At 35.7% G+C, this 18,284-nt stretch carries 17 protein-coding genes and 1 pseudogene; all 18 read left to right on the top strand.

Annotated features, from left to right (window positions below):
- The 18 genes and pseudogenes from HX13_RS25700 (at position 1) to HX13_RS17695 (ending at position 18,247) form a co-directional block, all read left to right on the top strand.
- On the top strand, positions 1–135 hold the full coding sequence (locus tag HX13_RS25700; protein WP_262483569.1) for a hypothetical protein: 135 nt from the start codon (positions 1–3) through the stop codon (positions 133–135).
- Between the two features lie 64 nt (positions 136–199).
- A complete protein-coding gene (locus HX13_RS17775; protein WP_157837465.1) occupies positions 200–604 on the top strand; it encodes a sensor histidine kinase in 405 nt (134 codons plus the stop codon).
- Between the two features lie 62 nt (positions 605–666).
- Positions 667–1,281 (top strand): response regulator transcription factor, encoded by a 615-nt coding sequence (locus HX13_RS17770; RefSeq protein ID WP_050022174.1) that lies wholly within the window; start codon positions 667–669, stop codon positions 1,279–1,281.
- 178 nt (positions 1,282–1,459) lie between these two features.
- The gene (locus HX13_RS17765) at positions 1,460–2,389 is read left to right on the top strand and encodes a hypothetical protein (RefSeq protein WP_128572485.1); all 930 of its coding nucleotides are present in this window, start codon (positions 1,460–1,462) and stop codon (positions 2,387–2,389) included.
- A 240-nt stretch (positions 2,390–2,629) separates the two neighbouring features.
- Positions 2,630–4,051, top strand: a pseudogene (locus HX13_RS17760) (amino acid permease).
- A 263-nt stretch (positions 4,052–4,314) separates the two neighbouring features.
- Positions 4,315–4,926 carry an HdeD family acid-resistance protein gene (locus HX13_RS17755; RefSeq protein WP_238555475.1) on the top strand — a complete coding sequence of 204 codons (612 nt, stop codon included), beginning with the start codon at positions 4,315–4,317 and terminating at the stop codon, positions 4,924–4,926.
- 199 nt (positions 4,927–5,125) lie between these two features.
- The gene (locus tag HX13_RS17750; protein ID WP_238555474.1) at positions 5,126–6,085 is read left to right on the top strand and encodes a hypothetical protein; all 960 of its coding nucleotides are present in this window, start codon (positions 5,126–5,128) and stop codon (positions 6,083–6,085) included.
- Positions 6,086–6,335: 250 nt separating this feature from the next.
- Positions 6,336–7,208: a hypothetical protein gene (locus HX13_RS24765; RefSeq protein ID WP_050022172.1), complete on the top strand. Its 873-nt coding sequence runs from the start codon at positions 6,336–6,338 to the stop codon at positions 7,206–7,208.
- 89 nt (positions 7,209–7,297) lie between these two features.
- A complete protein-coding gene (locus HX13_RS17740; protein WP_050022171.1) occupies positions 7,298–8,284 on the top strand; it encodes a hypothetical protein in 987 nt (328 codons plus the stop codon).
- A gap of 6 nt (positions 8,285–8,290) precedes the next feature.
- A complete protein-coding gene (locus HX13_RS17735) occupies positions 8,291–8,776 on the top strand; it encodes a hypothetical protein (RefSeq protein ID WP_050022170.1) in 486 nt (161 codons plus the stop codon).
- Positions 8,777–8,876: 100 nt separating this feature from the next.
- A complete protein-coding gene (locus tag HX13_RS17730) occupies positions 8,877–12,977 on the top strand; it encodes a SpvB/TcaC N-terminal domain-containing protein (RefSeq protein ID WP_128572484.1) in 4,101 nt (1,366 codons plus the stop codon).
- Entirely contained in the window at positions 12,931–13,548 is a 618-nt protein-coding gene (locus tag HX13_RS17725; protein ID WP_050022168.1) for a hypothetical protein, read from the top strand. The genes HX13_RS17730 and HX13_RS17725 overlap by 47 nt, the downstream gene beginning before the upstream one ends.
- On the top strand, positions 13,484–14,539 hold the full coding sequence (locus HX13_RS17720; RefSeq protein ID WP_128572483.1) for a hypothetical protein: 1,056 nt from the start codon (positions 13,484–13,486) through the stop codon (positions 14,537–14,539). Before HX13_RS17725 ends, HX13_RS17720 begins: the two co-directional genes overlap by 65 nt.
- 34 nt (positions 14,540–14,573) lie before the next feature.
- Entirely contained in the window at positions 14,574–15,470 is an 897-nt protein-coding gene (locus HX13_RS17715; RefSeq protein WP_050022166.1) for an RHS repeat domain-containing protein, read from the top strand.
- Between the two features lie 10 nt (positions 15,471–15,480).
- Positions 15,481–15,798 (top strand): hypothetical protein, encoded by a 318-nt coding sequence (locus tag HX13_RS17710; RefSeq protein ID WP_050022165.1) that lies wholly within the window; start codon positions 15,481–15,483, stop codon positions 15,796–15,798.
- 2 nt (positions 15,799–15,800) lie between these two features.
- Entirely contained in the window at positions 15,801–16,472 is a 672-nt protein-coding gene (locus HX13_RS17705) for a hypothetical protein (RefSeq protein WP_050022164.1), read from the top strand.
- A gap of 450 nt (positions 16,473–16,922) precedes the next feature.
- Positions 16,923–17,759, top strand: coding sequence for a hypothetical protein (locus HX13_RS17700; protein WP_082129135.1), 837 nt, complete (start codon positions 16,923–16,925; stop codon positions 17,757–17,759).
- A 2-nt stretch (positions 17,760–17,761) separates the two neighbouring features.
- Positions 17,762–18,247 carry a hypothetical protein gene (locus HX13_RS17695; protein ID WP_050022162.1) on the top strand — a complete coding sequence of 162 codons (486 nt, stop codon included), beginning with the start codon at positions 17,762–17,764 and terminating at the stop codon, positions 18,245–18,247.
- Positions 18,248–18,284 lie beyond the last annotated feature (37 nt).

Genomic DNA, 18,284 nt, shown 5'->3' with positions numbered 1-18,284 from the left:
ATGAATCGGACTACCAAAAAAAAGCTGGTGGAGAGCATCAGCCATGATATTACAACACCCGTTAAATTCATTGCTCTTCTTTCACAGGAACTTGCTCAATCAGGAGATATCAGAACACAGAAAAAAATACTTTGACAGCATTTATAAGACTTCTGAACAACTCTATAAATTTACTTTAAGCCTTAAAGAATATACAGAGTTGTATAAACAGGAAAGCAGTACTGAAGAGGAGTATCTGATATATGATTTAATTGAAACCAAAAAACTGCTGTTTGAGGAAATTGCAGCTCAGAAAAATACTTTCATCTATAATTTTTGTGACCATCATTTAAAAACAAAGGTGAATAAAAATATCCTTCTGGTAGTTTTCCACAATATTATAGATAATGCAGTAAAAAATACTTCAGATGGGGATATTATTATCACATCAGCCTGTACCGGAACCTATCTTGAAATCTGTATTACTGATACCGGAAACGGGATGTCTGATGAGCAGAGGGAATATTATTCGGGACTCTTCAGGAAAAGGGAGCACGGGCATCTGATATTAAAAAAACTATGGACTTGGCCTGCATATGGTGGTTCAGCTGGTGATGAAAATTAATTCCAAAATGACTTTTCATAAAAATACACCTAAAGGAACAATCATTAAAATCCTTATTAAATATGACAAGAAAAATATTAATTGCAGATGATCATCATGTGGTAAGAATCGGGACGGCCATGATTCTGGAGAAAAATTTTGATGATTTTGAGATTGATTTTGCAGAAACGTATCATGAAGTAAAACAAAAGGTGAAAACTGAGACATTTGACCTTGTCATTCTTGATATTGAGCTTCCGGGAAGTATTCTCAAGTCAATGGTCAAAGAGATTAAAAAAATTGATGAAAAAATACTGATCCTGATTTTCACCTCTCATACAGAAAATATTGCTATACAATACATTCAGGAAGGAGCTAATGGTTTCTTGAATAAGCTCAGTGATTCGGAAACATTTGTGAAAACAATTAACGCTATTTTTAAAGACGGTTATTATTATCCCCCTCAAGTTATGCATGAAATAGTGACAGGGATGAAAAAGAAAAAGCCGACAGAAACTTTATCAGAAAGGGAGCTTCAGGTTTTTAATCTTCTGGCTAAAGGAAATGGAAATCTTGAGATTGCAAATGTACTGGATATCCAGGAATCGACAGTCGGAACCTATAAAAGAAGAGTATACCAAAAATTAAAAATTACCAATCTGGTAGAATTGCTGAAGATTTACAACGAAATACATTAAAATCATTATAGGCCGTGTCATAATATAAGTACAGGTTTGTAGAAAAATGCGTACAAAATTCAGAACTTAAAAAATTTTTTTTTTGCTGTAAGTTGGCACTGTGAAAATAACCGTTGAATTAAATGAATGGTATATCGATGATTACAGATTCCTTAAGATTCTAAATACATTTTTGATTATGAGAAAAAGTTTATTTTTTGTTGCTTTATTGGCAGGGGTATATGGTATAAACGCCCAGACCGGTAATGTAGGTATTAATACACCAAGTCCTGCCAGCACCCTGACAGTGAATGGTTCATTTGCGGCAACGTACAAAACAGTGACCGCAAGCGGAACGGTAGGGGCTGATGATTATTATATGGCTTATAATGGAACCGGGATAGGAACTTTAACTTTACCGGCAGCGGTAAGTGGTGCAGGTAATTTTGCAGGGCGTACATATCACTTTAAAAATACAGGCCCCGGTATCCTTACCATAGCTGCCTCAGGAGGAGAGCTTATAGATAATCAGAACGGTCCCGGTGTTTCTTCTATCGATATTCCTTCCGGATATTATGCATTTCTGGTCAGTAAAGGAACACTTTCCGGGACAACATGGGAGCTGGTATTGTTTTCAAGTTCAAACAGTATGCCTTCCGTTTCACAAACTTACCTTTTCTCTTCAGCACAGCAGAATGCCGTTAAACAGAATTGTATCGCTACAACCGGAAGTGCATGGGTAAAAACGGAAATCAAATATCCTCAGGGCATGTCTATTAATACAGCAAATGGAGTGGATCTTTCCACAGGGCGGTTTACTGCTCCTACGGAAGGCTATTATATGGTATATGGCTCTGCTCAGTTTGATAATTCAGAGGTTGCAGGACAACCAGCTTTTACATGGTGTGTACTATATCTTGTGAAGAATTTTGCTACAACTCCGAATAATCAGCTTGTACAAAACTATCATACCAATCCGGGAATTTTTGCATCAGGCATCGTTTCCGCAGTTGTTCATCTGAATGCCGGAGAAACGGTAAGTATGGCTTCGGCAGCCCAATTGAATAACTTAGGTGCTCAGTACCAGGTGACAGCAACTTCTATTTATGGCTATAAAATAGCAAATTAGCTGGTTGCCGGATTCAATAACACAAGCCTTGACAAATTGTTGAGGCTTATTTTTATTCATTAAACCTTTAATTTGAAAAATTTTAGTGTAATTGTTTGGTAAAAAAATAATGATTAATAGAACCTTAGCAGATTACTAGTTTTTTTTATGTTTGATTCATTTCAAAATGTCAATTTGCCCCATGGAATGTGAATTTCTCTGAAAAGTTTTTATATATTTAGCGACCGAATAATTCATTCTATGGACAAAGAGAAAAAAACTGAAAAAAATGAAACTTTAGTTAGAGGATTAACGAATAGACATATACAATTGATTGCCCTTGGGGGTGCCATAGGAACAGGATTATTTCTGGGAATCGGACCTGCTGCAGTATTAGCCGGGCCCTCTGTTATTCTGGGGTATGCCCTGGCCGGGATAATTGCCTTTTTTATCATGCGCCAACTGGGAGAAATGGTAGTGCAGGAACCGGTATCGGGAAGTTTTAGTTACTTTGCTTATAAATATTGGGGAAATTTCCCGGGATTTGCTTCCGGATGGAATTACTGGATCCTCTATATTCTTGTAAGTATGGCTGAGCTTACAGCCATTGGTCACTATATTCATTTCTGGTGGCCGGAAATACCTCTCTGGGTTTCCAGTTTATTCTTTTTTTATAGTGATCAATGCACTGAATCTGGCCTCTGTAAAAGTTTATGGTGAAACCGAATTCTGGTTTTCCATTATTAAAGTAGTTGCCATCATAGCGATGATTGTCTTTGGGGTGTACTTACTGATCAGTGGGACGGGAGGAGAAAAGGCGAGTATTACAAACTTATGGAATGATGGTGGATTTTTTCCGAAAGGTCTGTTTAATAAAACAGAACATGGTTATTCCGGATTATTGGCAGCAATGGCCATGATCATGTTTTCATTTGGTGGGCTGGAACTGATAGGAATAACTGCTGCAGAAGCAAAAAATCCGGAAAAAACAATTCCGCAGGCTACCAATCAGGTAATCTACAGGATTTTGATTTTCTATGTGGGGGCTTTGGTAATCTTATTTTCATTAAGCCCATGGAGAGACATTACAGAAGGATCAAGCCCGTTTGTAATGGTCTTTCAAAATCTAAACGGTCTGGAATTCAGTCTTTTTGGAAAAATAATCCAATTCAATACGTTGATTGCCAATGTTTTGAACTTAATTGTTTTAACGGCTGCTTTATCTGTTTATAATAGTAGTGTTTACAGCAATAGCAGGATGCTTTTCGGATTAGCCCAGCAAGGAAACGCACCGAAATTTTTAAAAAAAATTAAATAAAAACTCTGTGCCTATTAATGCAATTATAGTGTCTTCATGCTTTGCAGGGATCTGTATTATCATCAATAAATTAGTGCCGGAAAAAGCATTTGAATACCTGATGGCACTTGTGGTTTCCACTTTGATTATTAACTGGCTGATGATATGTTATACTCATTTAAAATTTAAAAAATCGATCAGCAAATCCGGAGTTCAATCGAAATTTCCATCGATATTTTATCCGGTTTCCAATTACATTTGTATTGTATTTTTAGTCTTGATTCTAGGATTGATGAGCATTACAGGAATGGAAATACAGGTTATTTTAATACCGGTCTGGATAGGCTTTTTTATTTGTTATGTATAAGCTTTATAAACCTGAATAATATTATATAAACAGTACATTATATGTCTTGAAAGATGAAAGCTAGCTATTAGTTTTCATCTTTTTTATTTTCTTAAAGTAAATCCGGATATCATCAATAGAATTATTACTCTATTCTGAAACAAAATTTGGATATTTTTCGTACATTAGTAATGAAAATTATTTCCAATAAAAGGGAAAATTTTAATTTTTTCCTGTTGTTATTTCTTAAGGACACGCCGAACACCACTGTACAAAGTAGGCAAAACTAAAAAACACACACTTATGGCCAGTTTATTTCAGACTTTTACAAACAGCGTTAAGCATTGGTATATTCCATTGATATTTGGAATACTTTTTTTAATTTTTGGAATCTATGTATTTAGCGTACCTCTTGCGACATATGTGACACTATCTGTTTTTTTCAGTGTTTCATTTTTATTCTCAGGAATTACAGAAATATTTTTTTCTTTACAAAACAGTAAATCGCTGCAGGGTTGGGGTTGGTTCTTAGTTAGCGGGTTGTTGACAACTGCAATAGGGATTTATCTGATTGCTTATCCCCAAATTTCTATGACGATTCTTCCATTTGTTGTAGGTTTTACTTTATTGTTCCGTTCTTTTCAACTATTGGGATTTGCCTTTGACCTGAAAAGTATGAGGGTCATGAGCTGGGGAAATGCAGCACTGGCCAGTGTCGGGGGAATTATTTTTTCTTTGTTGTTAATATTCAATCCGGTATTTACTGGTATTTCCCTGGTTACATTAACAGGTGTTTCCTTTATTTTTTTGGGAATAGCTTCTATTTTTCTGGCACTTGATTTAAGAAAAGTAAAAAAAAATCCCAGGCAGGATAAATCAGGAATTAAGAGACAAAATCAGATCCATAGAGGATGAGATTGATAATCTGAGGAAATAGTGAATCTATATAATGTAAAGGGCTTTTTAGTCCTTTTTTTTATTGTGCACTGCTGAAGCAGGATTAATAATTTGTTACGTCAGCTGCTCAATGCTAAAAGTATTAAATCATGTTAATATGACTTAATATAAGAGAATAAAGTATTAAATTTGCGGTCTAAAAAAAAACTAATTAATTATGAAAACAAAATTACTATCGTTAGCCATATTGGCCTCTTCTTTAGCTTCTGCTCAATTGTATACACCGGGAGGTAATGTTCAAAGCTCTTCAAATAATAATATAGGTATCGGAACTAATGTCCCGGAAGGAAGTCTTGATATTAAAGCTAATGAAAATATTCCGATTATTAGAGGTAATGGAGGATATATCCCGACCGGATTGAGGTTTATTGATGATTCATATACCCAGGCCGGGCAGGTAAAGGAATGGAGTATATGGAAAGGGAATACCTTTAATAAGGGACTGTCATTTATGAGGTATGACGCTGTCAATCGTTGTGCAGGAGGAATCTGTGATGCTCCTTTATTCCTGGCAGATAATGGAAATATAGGTATACATACAAGTGCACCTCAGGAGAAACTGGAAGTTAACGGAAATGCTAAGTTCAATGATTTTATTAGTGGGGGAAGCAATTCCTGGATTTTTCATACTCCGGATGATGGTAGAAAGTCTTTGTATATTGCGCCAAAAAATGCGGGCAATACAGACTGGGATTGGACGAAATCATTCACAATTAACGGTGAAAATGGAAATGCTTTACTTAATGGTAAATTTGAGGCGAAAGAAATTAAAGTAACCTCATCACCCACAGCAGATTTTGTATTCGAAGAAAACTATAATCTTCCAACCTTAGAAGACATTGAAAAGCACATCAAGGAGAAAAAGCATCTTCCTGAAATTGCCTCAGCAAAAGTGATGGAAAAAGAAGGAGTGAATATCGGAGAATTTCAGATTAAGTTGTTACAGAAAATAGAAGAGCTTACCCTTTATTCCATTGAACAAAATAAACAGTTGAAATCTCAATCAGAACAACTGAAGCAACTTCAGGAAGAGAACAAAGATTTGATTTTACAGATTGAAGAAATCAAAAAATTGAAAGAGAGGGTACAGCAACTTTTAGGTGCTGGGAACAAATAGTACATAAGAGAATCGAAAATAAAAATTTATAACTATTTCAATTTAATAAAGAACATCAATAAGAATTGAATGTTTTTTATTCTTCTGATCCAGATTTCCCGTAAAACTTTTTGCCATTACTTTATGTAATAATAAAAAAATACGTCAAGTTTTGTCGTAAGGCAGAAATATATTAGGCTATATTAAAAATAATAACACACCAAAAAGTGTCAAAATTGGGAAAAGATTAAATTTGTACAAAAAAAGATATATGAAAAAAACTTTATCCATTATTGGATTAACTGTGTTTGGAATGCTTTTCTCCCAGGATATAGCTTTTAACAAATTATACGGAAATTCAGATCCTGTCAATTATTATCTGACTCATTATCCGGTACCGGGTTCAGATGGTTTAGATATCAAATGGTATGGAGGAATAAGGCTCCAGACAACAGGTTCGATATTACAGCTGCTGAATAACGGAAATGTAGGAATAGGAACTATTGAGCCTCAGACAAGATTCGAAGTTGCTAAAGAGAATAGTAATAATAAGAATGTAGTGATGGCCAGATTTTCAGCCTACGGTGCAACAGGAGGAAGTAATATGATCAGTATTGGATATCATAATACTGCTAACCTGGAATTGAATTCAGGATACACATCTTCAGGATTCAGGTATGGAGATTATGGAGATTTCAATATTGAAAATGATAATGAGTTTAATGCCAGTTTTGGAGCTATTAATTTTATTACCAATAAGAAAATACAACTGGCGATCAAACCTAACGGAAATGCCTTATTGAATGGAAAGTTTGAAGCAAAAGAAATTAAAGTAACTTCTTCACCTACTGCTGATTTTGTTTTTGACGAAAATTATGATCTTCCCAGGTTAGAAGATATTGAAAAGCACATTAAAGAAAAAAAACACCTTCCAGAGATTGCTTCTGCAAAAATGATGGAAAAAGAAGGAGTAAATGTGGGCGAATTCCAAATTAAACTGTTGCAGAAAATAGAAGAACTCACTCTCTATTCAATTGAACAAAATAAACAGATTAAACAGCTTCAGGAAGAAAATAAAACTTTAAAATCCGAATCTGAAGAGATCAATAAAAAACTGCACCACATCCTGTCCATAACAAAATAAAATATATAGATATAAATTTACGAATTATAGCTTTAACATAAAAAATTTCTATTGTAAAGGCTATTTTTGTTGCCTAAAACTTAATAACTATGAAACAAACACTATTGATTGCCGCAATGGCATTCTCAGGTTTAATCTATGCTCAGAATGCACCTGGATTAACCGTTCATGACACCAGAAATACCAACGATTTACCCTCTGCTTACAATCATGAAGTGAAGGCTGAGTTTAAACTCAGGGATGCGGTAGGAGTTCCCGGAAAAGGTAGTTATTCAGGGATGTTAACGATTGCTCCCTGGTTTGATAATTCCGGAAATAAGCGCCACCAGCTGAACTTTAATGATGGAGGTATTTTTTACAGAAATGCATTGTCGGCAGACCCTCAATGGGGAAGCTGGAGCAGGCTATTAACCCAATCAAGTGAGGGAAAAGTGAGAATAGGGGCATATAATGATCCTGGTTCCAATTCTGCATCTCTGCTAAGGGTGTATGATACTAACGATGTTATGATGGAAGTCACCAATTCATATGGAACATTCCAGATTGCTAAGTCGGGGTGTAATGGCTGCTATGGTGGAATGCCTGGTGATACGGTTTTAAGAAATCTTGGAAGCTCCCATAATATTATTATTGCACAGCCTAATGATAACGATGATGGTAAAACTTTTGTAGGGTTCCAGGATGCTAAAAGAGGGATCTGGATCAAATTCCTGAATAATGGAATTGCCAAGTTTGACGGTAAAATCCACGCTAAAGAAGTTGAGGTAAAAGCTAATGTCTGGGCAGATTATGTTTTCAAAAAAGACTACCAGTTGAAATCGTTGGACGAAGTAGAAAAACATATTTCAGAAAAGGGCCATTTGCCTAATATTCCATCAGCTGATGAAGTATTGAAAAATGGAATTAATGTTGCTGAAATGAACGCTAAACTTCTTGAAAAAATTGAAGAGTTAACGCTCTACTCAATTCAGCAAAACAAACAGCTTCAGGAAGATCGTAAAGTTTTACAACATCAATCAGAAAGGATTGAACAGCTGGAGCAGCACCTTCAGAAACTTTTATCAACTCAAAAATAATCAACCATGAAAAGAAAAATACTTTCCGTGTTTTCTCTGTTAATTGGTTTTCTGGGCTATTCGCAAACTGAAGTTTACTTCAAGTATGATGAAGCCGGAAACCAGCGATACAGAGGAACCGATGTGGCGGGAAAAAAGACCCAGGATATTGCCCTGAAAGAAGTTGCAGTCCGGGAAGAGGCCAAAGTAGCCACAGTTACCCTGCAAGCGCCTGCTATTGATGAAAAAACATTCTGGAAACAGATCAGACTTTATCCTGTTCCGGTGAATGATTACTTAACCATCGACTGGACCGAAGAAGTAGACGGATTAATAGAATCTGTTTCACTTTACCAGCATAGTACGGTCCACTGGAAATTCCAGCAACAAAACTCACCGGATTTAGGGCGTAAGATAAAAATTAATATGACCGGGTATGACTGGGGTGTTTATATTCTTCGCTTTACCTTAAAAGATGGAAGAGTCTTTGGAAGAAATGTGACCAAAAGATAAAAAACAGGAATAATCTAAAGATCAAGCATTGAAGGATTAAAATATTCTTTCAAGATTATAGAACCATTTCAATTATTAAATTATTAAAAACTAATAAACAATGAAGTTTTTTTCATCATTGATGTTGTCCTTGTGTTCGGTATGGGGCTTTTCGCAGACCATACTGTATCAGGCAGAATCTACCTCGCGGACGGTACAGGATCCGCAGACGGTGATCATGGCACAGGGATTTCATGTCAAATCGGATGTTTCGAATCCGTTTGTGGCGAAAATAGGTCCAGCCACGGAAAATCCGGGTGGAGGACCAACAAATTCAAATGCAGGAGCGAATAATCCTAGTGGAACATCTTCACCTACAGGTCAAAGTTTCCATGATACCAAAGGAAAAATTGAAGTAAACGGGGGCGGGCAATTACAATTTACTTTACCTATTGCCTTACCACCGGGAGTGAAAACAGTTGCCCCTCAGTTAAATCTTGTATACACCAGTGGTTCCGGAAATGGAATGGCGGGATATGGCTGGACCTTAATGGGAATAACTTCTATTTCCAGAATGGGAAGAAATATTGATAAAGACAAAGAAGCTAGAGAGATCAAAATGGATTATTCCGACTACTATAGCTTCAATGGCCAGAGATTGATTTTAAAGTCAGGGGAATATGGAAAAGATGGAGCAGAATATGTCACTGAAAAGTATTCAAATCTTAAAATAAAATCTCAGGGAACCCGCAATGGGGTTCAGGGTCCAATGCTTTTCCATGTGACCTTTGAAGATGGTTCCCAGGCCTGGTATGGTGACACAGTATCTAACGATCCCGCCCATGTAAGTGCAGCGAGAACGACTATGGAGTATAATCTGGTAAAATGGATGGATGCCCAGGGTAATTATATTACTTATGAATATGAAAGAAATACTGCTGTACCTACGCAGACTTCAACATCAGGAGAAGTAACCAAAATTAAAACTGTTAAATGGGGTGGTAATGAAAAATTAAACAAGCCTCATTTTAATGAAATTCAATTTAACTACGGTGTTGATAGAACTGTAAGAGAACTTTCGTATCATCAGGGATATTATTACAATCAGGATAAACTTTTAAGTGATATTGTTGTTAAAACCAATGCGACTGTTTTTAAGACGTATAAAATAGCATATACCAATAATAACACCAGTTATCAGTTTGTAGATACCATTACAGAAACCAATGCCAGCGGAGAATCTGCCAATCCTATTAAATTTGACAGGAAGATCGATAATACGACAATTAGGGGTGCAGAAATTTCCAATAATTTAAATTTAGATAATAAAAATATTTCTGATTTTGACGGAGACGGAAACCTGGACCTATTATTTTATCAACCGGCACGAGACGGATATTATGAGTGTCTGGATTATGATGATTATGGCCATTGTGATAGAGAAGGTGATTATATAGAGGGCACTGTTGCCGGTACTTATATTACCTACAATAATTTCTTTGGAGCCAATCCGGTAAGGGTTTCTGATCTTAATCTGACAGGTGCTTTAGCTATTAATGCTACATTAGCAAATAATAAAATGAGACCTGTAAAGTCTCTGTATACTCATAAAAAAGAAACCAATCAGATTAAATTTGATAAATATGTGCTTGATAATGGACAATATGTTCTGAACCAGACTAAAATTGTTCCTTCATCTTTGTATGACAAAACATATGTCCAGCCGAGAGAAAATCCAATGGACGGTTATTATGAGATAAGATCTTATGTTAAGGAATTCAGGGATTTAGATGTAAATGGAGATGGCCTTTCAGAAGTAATGTTTTCTGTAGAGAATATGACCACAATATACCCTTATACAGGCCCTATAATAGATCCGGTAACCGGTGAAATGGGGTTTCCCGATCCGAGTACTACTCAGCCACAATCCTCTAGCCAATTTGATTTTTATATCCTCAATCCGAATACTTCTGTAAATGATGCCTATTTGGTAGGCTCCGGGCCACGAGATCTTTTGAAAGAAGGTATAGCTATGGATTTTGATGGAGATGGTAAAGAAAATCTGGTAGAGGTTACAAAGAATTGGGTCAATAGTAATTTCTTTGTAATAAATGACGAGAATAAATATGTGATGCAGACCAATTATATTGGTTTTGACGGAGAAAAAGCAGGGATGGTTTTTGGAGATTTCAATGGGGATGGTAAAATGGACTTTATGGTTCCGCAGGGTACTGAAACATCCAATTGGAAACTATATATGAATCCGGGAAAAACACTTCCTGCCGGAAGTAGTGCACCAACCTTCAGGGTACAGGATTTTAATAATTTCTCCTATTATACTAAAGATCCTAAGATCGTTGATGAAACTTATAGTAGACAAGCAGCTATCTGGCATTTTGCCAAAGATTTAAATGGTGATGGTAAAAGTGACCTTGTTCGTTTTGAATCGCAGATCTTTAAAGCACACAAATGTTGTAAGGATATAGACTCAAGAAGAGGCTTTAAAATTATGGAATCAACAGGAGTTGATGCTAATGGAAATATTAAATTTGAAACCAAGTATGAAGAAGATTTATGGGGAATGTACTCCGAGATTGATTCTCATTGGATCCCGATGAATGTATCACTTCGTATCAATAAAGAAGACAATATCTTTTTTGTAAAAGCAGAGAACCATTTGTACCGCTATAGTTACTATGATCTGAAAAGCAGAGAAAGAATTTATGCCATCAACCAGGGAGGAATAAAAACTGAAATCGTATATAATGAATTGGATGCCAATGATACCGCAACAGCACAGTTCTATAAGCCTACCACCATTCAGACATATCCATACGTACAGGTTGAGCATATGCCACAGAACTTTATTGTTACCCAACTTAAAGAAGAAGGTAGAAAGCAAGATTTTAAATACAGGGATCTGATTATTAATTTACATGGCAAAGGAGTTATCGGGTACAGACAGGCAGCGCGTTCCACCTGGTACGCAGATGGTTTTGAAAATACCAAAATATGGTCTGGAGCAGAAATAGACCCTTTAAATGATGGGGTAACCCTTAAAGAATGGTCTATTAAAACTAACGATGATAATAAGATATTCCCGGCAAATATTTCTGAAAACAACAACGAGCTTTTAAATTATAAATCGATAAGCTATCTGAAAGATGAGTTGTTGAACGGACAGGTCATTACAGGCAATAGTGGGGTAGACAAAGCCAAAATTGTCACGGCAAGGGTTCCTAAAACTACATTGACTAAAGAATTTTTGACAGGAGTAACCAATTCAAGTACGATTACTTATGGCGATTATTATCTGCCAGCACAGGTTGTTTCTAACATCAATAATAATTATGGAATAACAACTTCGAATTTTGAGTATGATCATAATCCATCAGGTACAGGCTCTGATTATTTCATTGGTCGTTCAAAATCTAAAACAGATAAGATCCAGGCGTATGGAGATATCAAGTCAGCAAAAGTTGAATATACATACAATGGAAACCTATTAAAATCATCTAAAACATGGAACAGGGATAATTCCGAATATGTCCTGAATACCTATGATTATGATGGCTTTGGTAATGTGGTCAAAAAGGTTGTTGGTAACAGTGTAGATGCGATCACACAGACTACAATGTCAGCATATGATCCCAAAGGAAGATTCGTTATCAAGAAAACTGATAACCTGGGATTAGAAACCAATATTGATTATAACAATTGGGGACAAATTACATTGCAAACTGATCCTCTTGGAAATACCCTTGAAAACACATATGATAATTGGGGGAAACTCTTAAAATCTAAAACCAATATCGGAGGCACTACCACCTACCAATATACAAGAGATACAAATTCCAATATTGCAATTATTCAATATGATGCTGATGGAAATATTTCAAAGAAATATACCAACAGACTGGGGCAGGAATATAAGAAAGTAACAAAAGCTTTTGGGGCCAATAAATACATTGCAGTATATACCGTATATGATAAATTAGGAAGAAAGATCCGCGAAACAGAACCTTATTTTGATCAGGAATCAGGAGAATTGCCAGCTAATATTCAATGGAATGTTAATACCTACGATGATACTGTTTATCCTACAAAGGTTACCACTACAGGATTAGCCAAGATTGATGGCCAGGGGCTTATTACTTCATTTACAGGAAAAAAAAATGGAGTCTTATATCTCCGGAAATATTACTTCCGTAAAAGAAGTTAATGGGTATGGAAGAACCACTACCAAAACTATAGACGCATTAGGAAAAGTAGTTTCTACAACAGACAAAGGTGGAACTGTTATCTTCTCATACAATGCGGTAGGAGAACAAATAAAAGCACAATACGCTGAAAATATTGTCACTATAAAATATGACAATTGGGGACGTAAGTCAGAACTTAATGATCCTTCAAACGGAGTATATAAATATGAATACAACGGATTTGGGCAGACAAAGAAAACAATCAGCCCTAAAGGAACTAAAGAATTTACTTACAATAACTTCGGACAGCTTATTACACAAAAAGAAATCTCTACCGTGGATGGAGGTCAGGCTACCGATAAAACAATTACGTATACCTATGATAATAAAGGAAGAGTAATTTCCAAAAATGGAACTTCTAAAGGGAAAGCGTATGGTTCTACAGCAACATATGACCCACAAGGGAGACTTTTGGCTACATCAGAAAGCAGTAATGATAAGTATTTTATCCAGAAAGGAATTACTTATGATGAAAAAGACAGAATTGTTTCTTACGAAAAAAAGCTTATACTCTTCCGGAGTCCTGACTAAAGTAAATGTTGAAAACGTTTATAATGACTGGAACGGAGAATTGTATCAGATTAAGGATAAAAATTCGGGAAAGATCTTATGGGAATTGAAAGATGCCAATGAAAAAGGGCAGATTCTTAGTGCTAAACTGGGGGCAGCCACTATCAGTAACACTTATGATACCAATGGATTCTTAACAAAAGTGAATCATTCTTCACAAGTTAAATCCGGAATTCTTGATATAGGATATACTTTTGACGGCGTTAAAAATGAGCTGAAAAGCAGACGGACCACAGGTGACTTTAACATTATAGAATCATTCGATTATGATGATAATAACAGGCTGGTAAGCTGGACAGATCCCGTAACCGGGGCTAAGCCAAATAACCGGAATGTGTATGACGCTAAAGGAAGAATTCTGGAAAATGATCAGGTAGGTACCATAAAATATGGAAATACTGCCAAGATCTATCAGCCAACGGGAATGACATTAAATGCAGCAGGAACTCAGAATTATAATAATGACCTGATTCAAACCGTTATTTACAATGAAAACAATGATCCTGTATTTATTGATGGTGAAAAAGGAGATGTAGCATTCCAGTATGGTCTTACAAAAATGAGACAACGAGTTACCTTCGGAGGAAATTTCAATGCAGACAGCGATGGGAAGTTTACGAAGTTCTACAGTGAAGACGGAAGCTTTGAAGTGGTAAAAGATAACACCACCGGTAAAGAGAAACATGTTCTTTATATTGGGGGAACACCTTATGAAAGTAACATTGTTTATTTGAAAAACTACAATGAAACCGCAGGTTCGTATAAATTCTTGCATAAGGATTATCTTGGGAGTATCTTAGCCATCAGTGATGAGGTAGGAAATAAACTGGAGCAGAGACATTTCGACGCTTGGGGTAACTTTACTCATTTGCAAATAGGATCAGGAGCTATTATCACTAATAAAAAATGTTATCAACGCTGCTTCCTTATTATTAGAAAGAGGCTACACTAGTCATGAACATTTTGGAGAGATAGGAATTATTCATATGAACGGAAGATTATATGATCCGTTATTAAGAAGGTTCTTAAATGCAGATGAAAATATTCAGGATCCGACCAATACACAGAACTATAACAAATATGGATATGTATTAAACAATCCTTTAATGTTTAATGATCCTACAGGAGAAGAGCTTGTGACGCTATTTGCAATCTCTATGGCAGCTATTGTAAAAGCTATTATCATTGGAGCAGCTGTCGGGCTGGCAGCGTATACATTAAGTCTTGCCGTAACAGGTAACTTTGATCAATGGAACTTACTAGGAGCCTTTAAAGCCACCTTTACAGGTGCCGTCTCCGGAGCTGTTACATTTGGGATAGGAAGTTTATTCTCCGGCGCAGGCGGATGTATTACAGCGGCCGCGCAAATGATCAAAGAAACTGTTGGACAAATTGGTTTTGTGATGATTCAGGCGGGAACGCACGCTATTGCACAAGGGATCTTAAGCTCTGTACAGGGAGAAAACTTCTTGGCTTCAGCAGCATCAGGTTTCTTAGGAAGCTTAGGCGCAGCAGCATTTGGAGCTATAGCGAAAGATTTTGCACAAAAAGCAGCTGGTCAGATATTATTTGGAGCCATCTCCGGTGGAATAGGATCGGAGCTTGCTGGCGGAAACTTCTGGCAGGGTGCTATAATTGGTGGAATTGTTGCAGGATTAAATCATACCATGCATGATCAGAATCCATTTGGCTTTGGCGATGATGACGATGATGATAAAATTATCAGCAAATTAACTCCGGCTCAAAGAAAGCAGTTAGAACAAATTAAATCCGGTACTTCATTAACAAAAGATATACTTGAAGAAACAGGATTAGCTAAAATTTTAGATAACTGGGTAGAAAAAAACGCCTCTCGGAAAAAATCTAAAAATAGGTGTCCTTGATTATTTAGAAATGGGTGGTACCATTATTTATGATCACAAATTGTCTCAGTTTAACGGAATCACTAAAAATGAACTTAAATTCAGATTTGTTAAAACCACTTCTAAAGGTCTTATTACAGCACATTTTGGTAGCTTGGCAGCAACAGCTGCTACTGCCAAATATGGTGCTACAGTAGGAGGCTGGGTTGGATTTGCTGTTGGAGTAGGAATCGGATTTTATATGGATCAAACGTATTTTAGAGCTATTAAATATTTTGATAACTTTATGACTCGTTTTGGTGGTTACATACAGAGGCAAGCTGTTTATAATATGTATAGAGGATTTTAAAAATGGAAGTTAAAAAAGAAGTATTAAGAAAATTACCTACATCCGGGTTATTACAATACGTAAATAAAGATAGTAAGTATGTGTCTCTAGCCGTAAAGTATGCTTATGAGATATTGAAAACTGAAAGAAATGTGCAGTTTTCAGATGAAGAGATAAAAAGAATAGAAGAACTGATCGCTTACAAAGAGCGTCAGGAAAATGATCACTTTAAAGTAGATCAGAATATTTTGGAGAATAGTGCTGAAACTGAAAAATATCCTATTCTTTTCTCTAAAAATGATATTATATTGGCTTCAACTGTTATTAACCCGATAGTTGGCGGAGTTTTATTTTTTGTTAATTTGAACAAAGTAAATCAGGTAAAGCCAAAAAGTATCTTTTTAACCATCGGATATCTTATTGCCGCTTTTATAGCTATTTTATTGTATAATACTTACGTCTCAGATCTTATAAGTAATTTTATTATTGAAAGTCTGAGTGGTTATTCAAAAAACAGATACTCGGAATTAACATTTAAAATAGCCTTTAAAATGCTTATTAATTTTTTATTGATAAGTTTTTTATGGAATAAGATTTTTGATAAACAAATGAAGTATAGAATATATAGTGCAACAATTGGTATTGTCATTTTTGCTGTCATATATTTATTTATTATTCCTATGTTTTTACATTAAATCAATATGTTAATCATGGAATAAAATTTATGTAATTAAATAATATTTCTTATACCTTAACACTTAGAAGCTATCCACCGTAAAGGGGATAGCTTCTTTGTATATTTAAAACCAAATAAAAAATATGTTGGTACTTATCAGAAATAATCAAACCCACCTCATAATGAGATGGGGCCCTTATTTTTTAAAGGAAAAATGATTTGTATTAGTCCCATTAATATGATTTTATTAAATTGCACTCTGAAAAACTAATCAAAAACCTATGAGAACAAAATTATTAATAATCCCCCTGAAATTATAGCGAACAGCAGATACTAATGCAGCATAATATACCTTTTTCAAAAGATTAAGGCTCTTTCTCTTATGGATATATTTCTAATAAGAAGCTCCGGAATTAATAGAAAGAAAAGAAAGCTATTAAATACAACAACTTTTAACATCAAAAAAAACATGAAACAAAAATTATTAGCCATAGCTGTCTTGATTTCGTCATTGATGTTTTCACAAACAACATTTTCTGAAGTTACAGTACAAAGCTATTCACCTACATTGTATTTAAAAAGAAATACAGATATAGGTGGTTTTACAAGAGGTATTCAGACGCAGAGCCTCAATGGAGATAACGGGTGGTTTTTCGGAGACCTGCACGGTTCTCAATGGATAGTTTCTAAAGGAGATCATCAAAATCGCAAACTGGTAGTCAATGAGAATGGAGATGTTGGAATAGGAACATCCTCACCTTTAACCAGACTTGATGTCAATGGTAATGCCAGATTTTCGGATTTTATAAGTTCTGGAAGTAATTCCTGGATTTTCCATACGCCTGATGATACAAGAAGAACCCTTCATATTGCCCCAAGAAATACTGCTGATAATGATTGGGATTGGGGGAAATCTTTTGTTATGAACGGAGAGAATGGAAATGCTTTACTCAATGGAAAATTTGAGGTGAAAGAAATTAAAGTAACGCTAAGCCCAACAGCAGATTTTGTATTTGAAGACAATTATGATCTTCCCAAATTAGAAGATGTGGAAAAGCATATTAAACAAAAGAAACATCTTCCGGAAATTGCTTCAGCAAAAGTAATGGAAAAAGAAGGAGTAAATGTGGGCGAATTTCAGATTAAACTATTACAGAAAATAGAAGAACTTACCCTGTATTCCATTGAACAAAATAAAAAAATAAATCAGCTGCAGGAAGAGAACAAAACCCTGAAATCTCAGTCTGAAAAGATTAATCAATTAGAGAAACAGGTCCAGCAGCTATTGAACTTTCAAAAAAAATAACCATGAAAAAGAAATTACTATCCCTCTCTTCTCTTTTGATAGGCTTTTTGGGGTTTTCACAAACCGAAGTCTATTTCAAGTATGATGAAGCGGGAAACCAACGGTACAGAGGAACCGATGTGGCGGGAAAAAAGACTCAGGATATTGCCCCGAAAGAAGTTGCAGTCCGGGAGGAGGCTAAAGTAGCCACAGTTACCCTGCAAGCGCCTGCTATTGATGAAAAAACATTCTGGAAACAGATCAGACTTTATCCTGTTCCGGTGAATGATTACTTAACCATCGACTGGACCGAAGAAGTAGATGGATTAATAGAGTCTGTTTCACTTTACCAGCATAGTACGGTCCACTGGAAATTCCAGCAGCAGAATTCACCGGATTTAGGTCGTAAGATAAAGATCAACATGACCGGGTATGATTGGGGTGTTTATATTCTTCGCTTTACCTTAAAAGATGGAAGGGTCTTTGGAAGAAACGTAACTAAAAGATAAAAACAGAATAATTTACAGATTAAAATTGAAAGATTAA

Source organism: Chryseobacterium sp. P1-3, from assembly GCF_000738495.1.
Classification (GTDB): Bacteria; Bacteroidota; Bacteroidia; order Flavobacteriales; family Weeksellaceae; genus Chryseobacterium; species Chryseobacterium gallinarum.
This window is presented reverse-complemented; position numbering and strand designations above follow the sequence as displayed.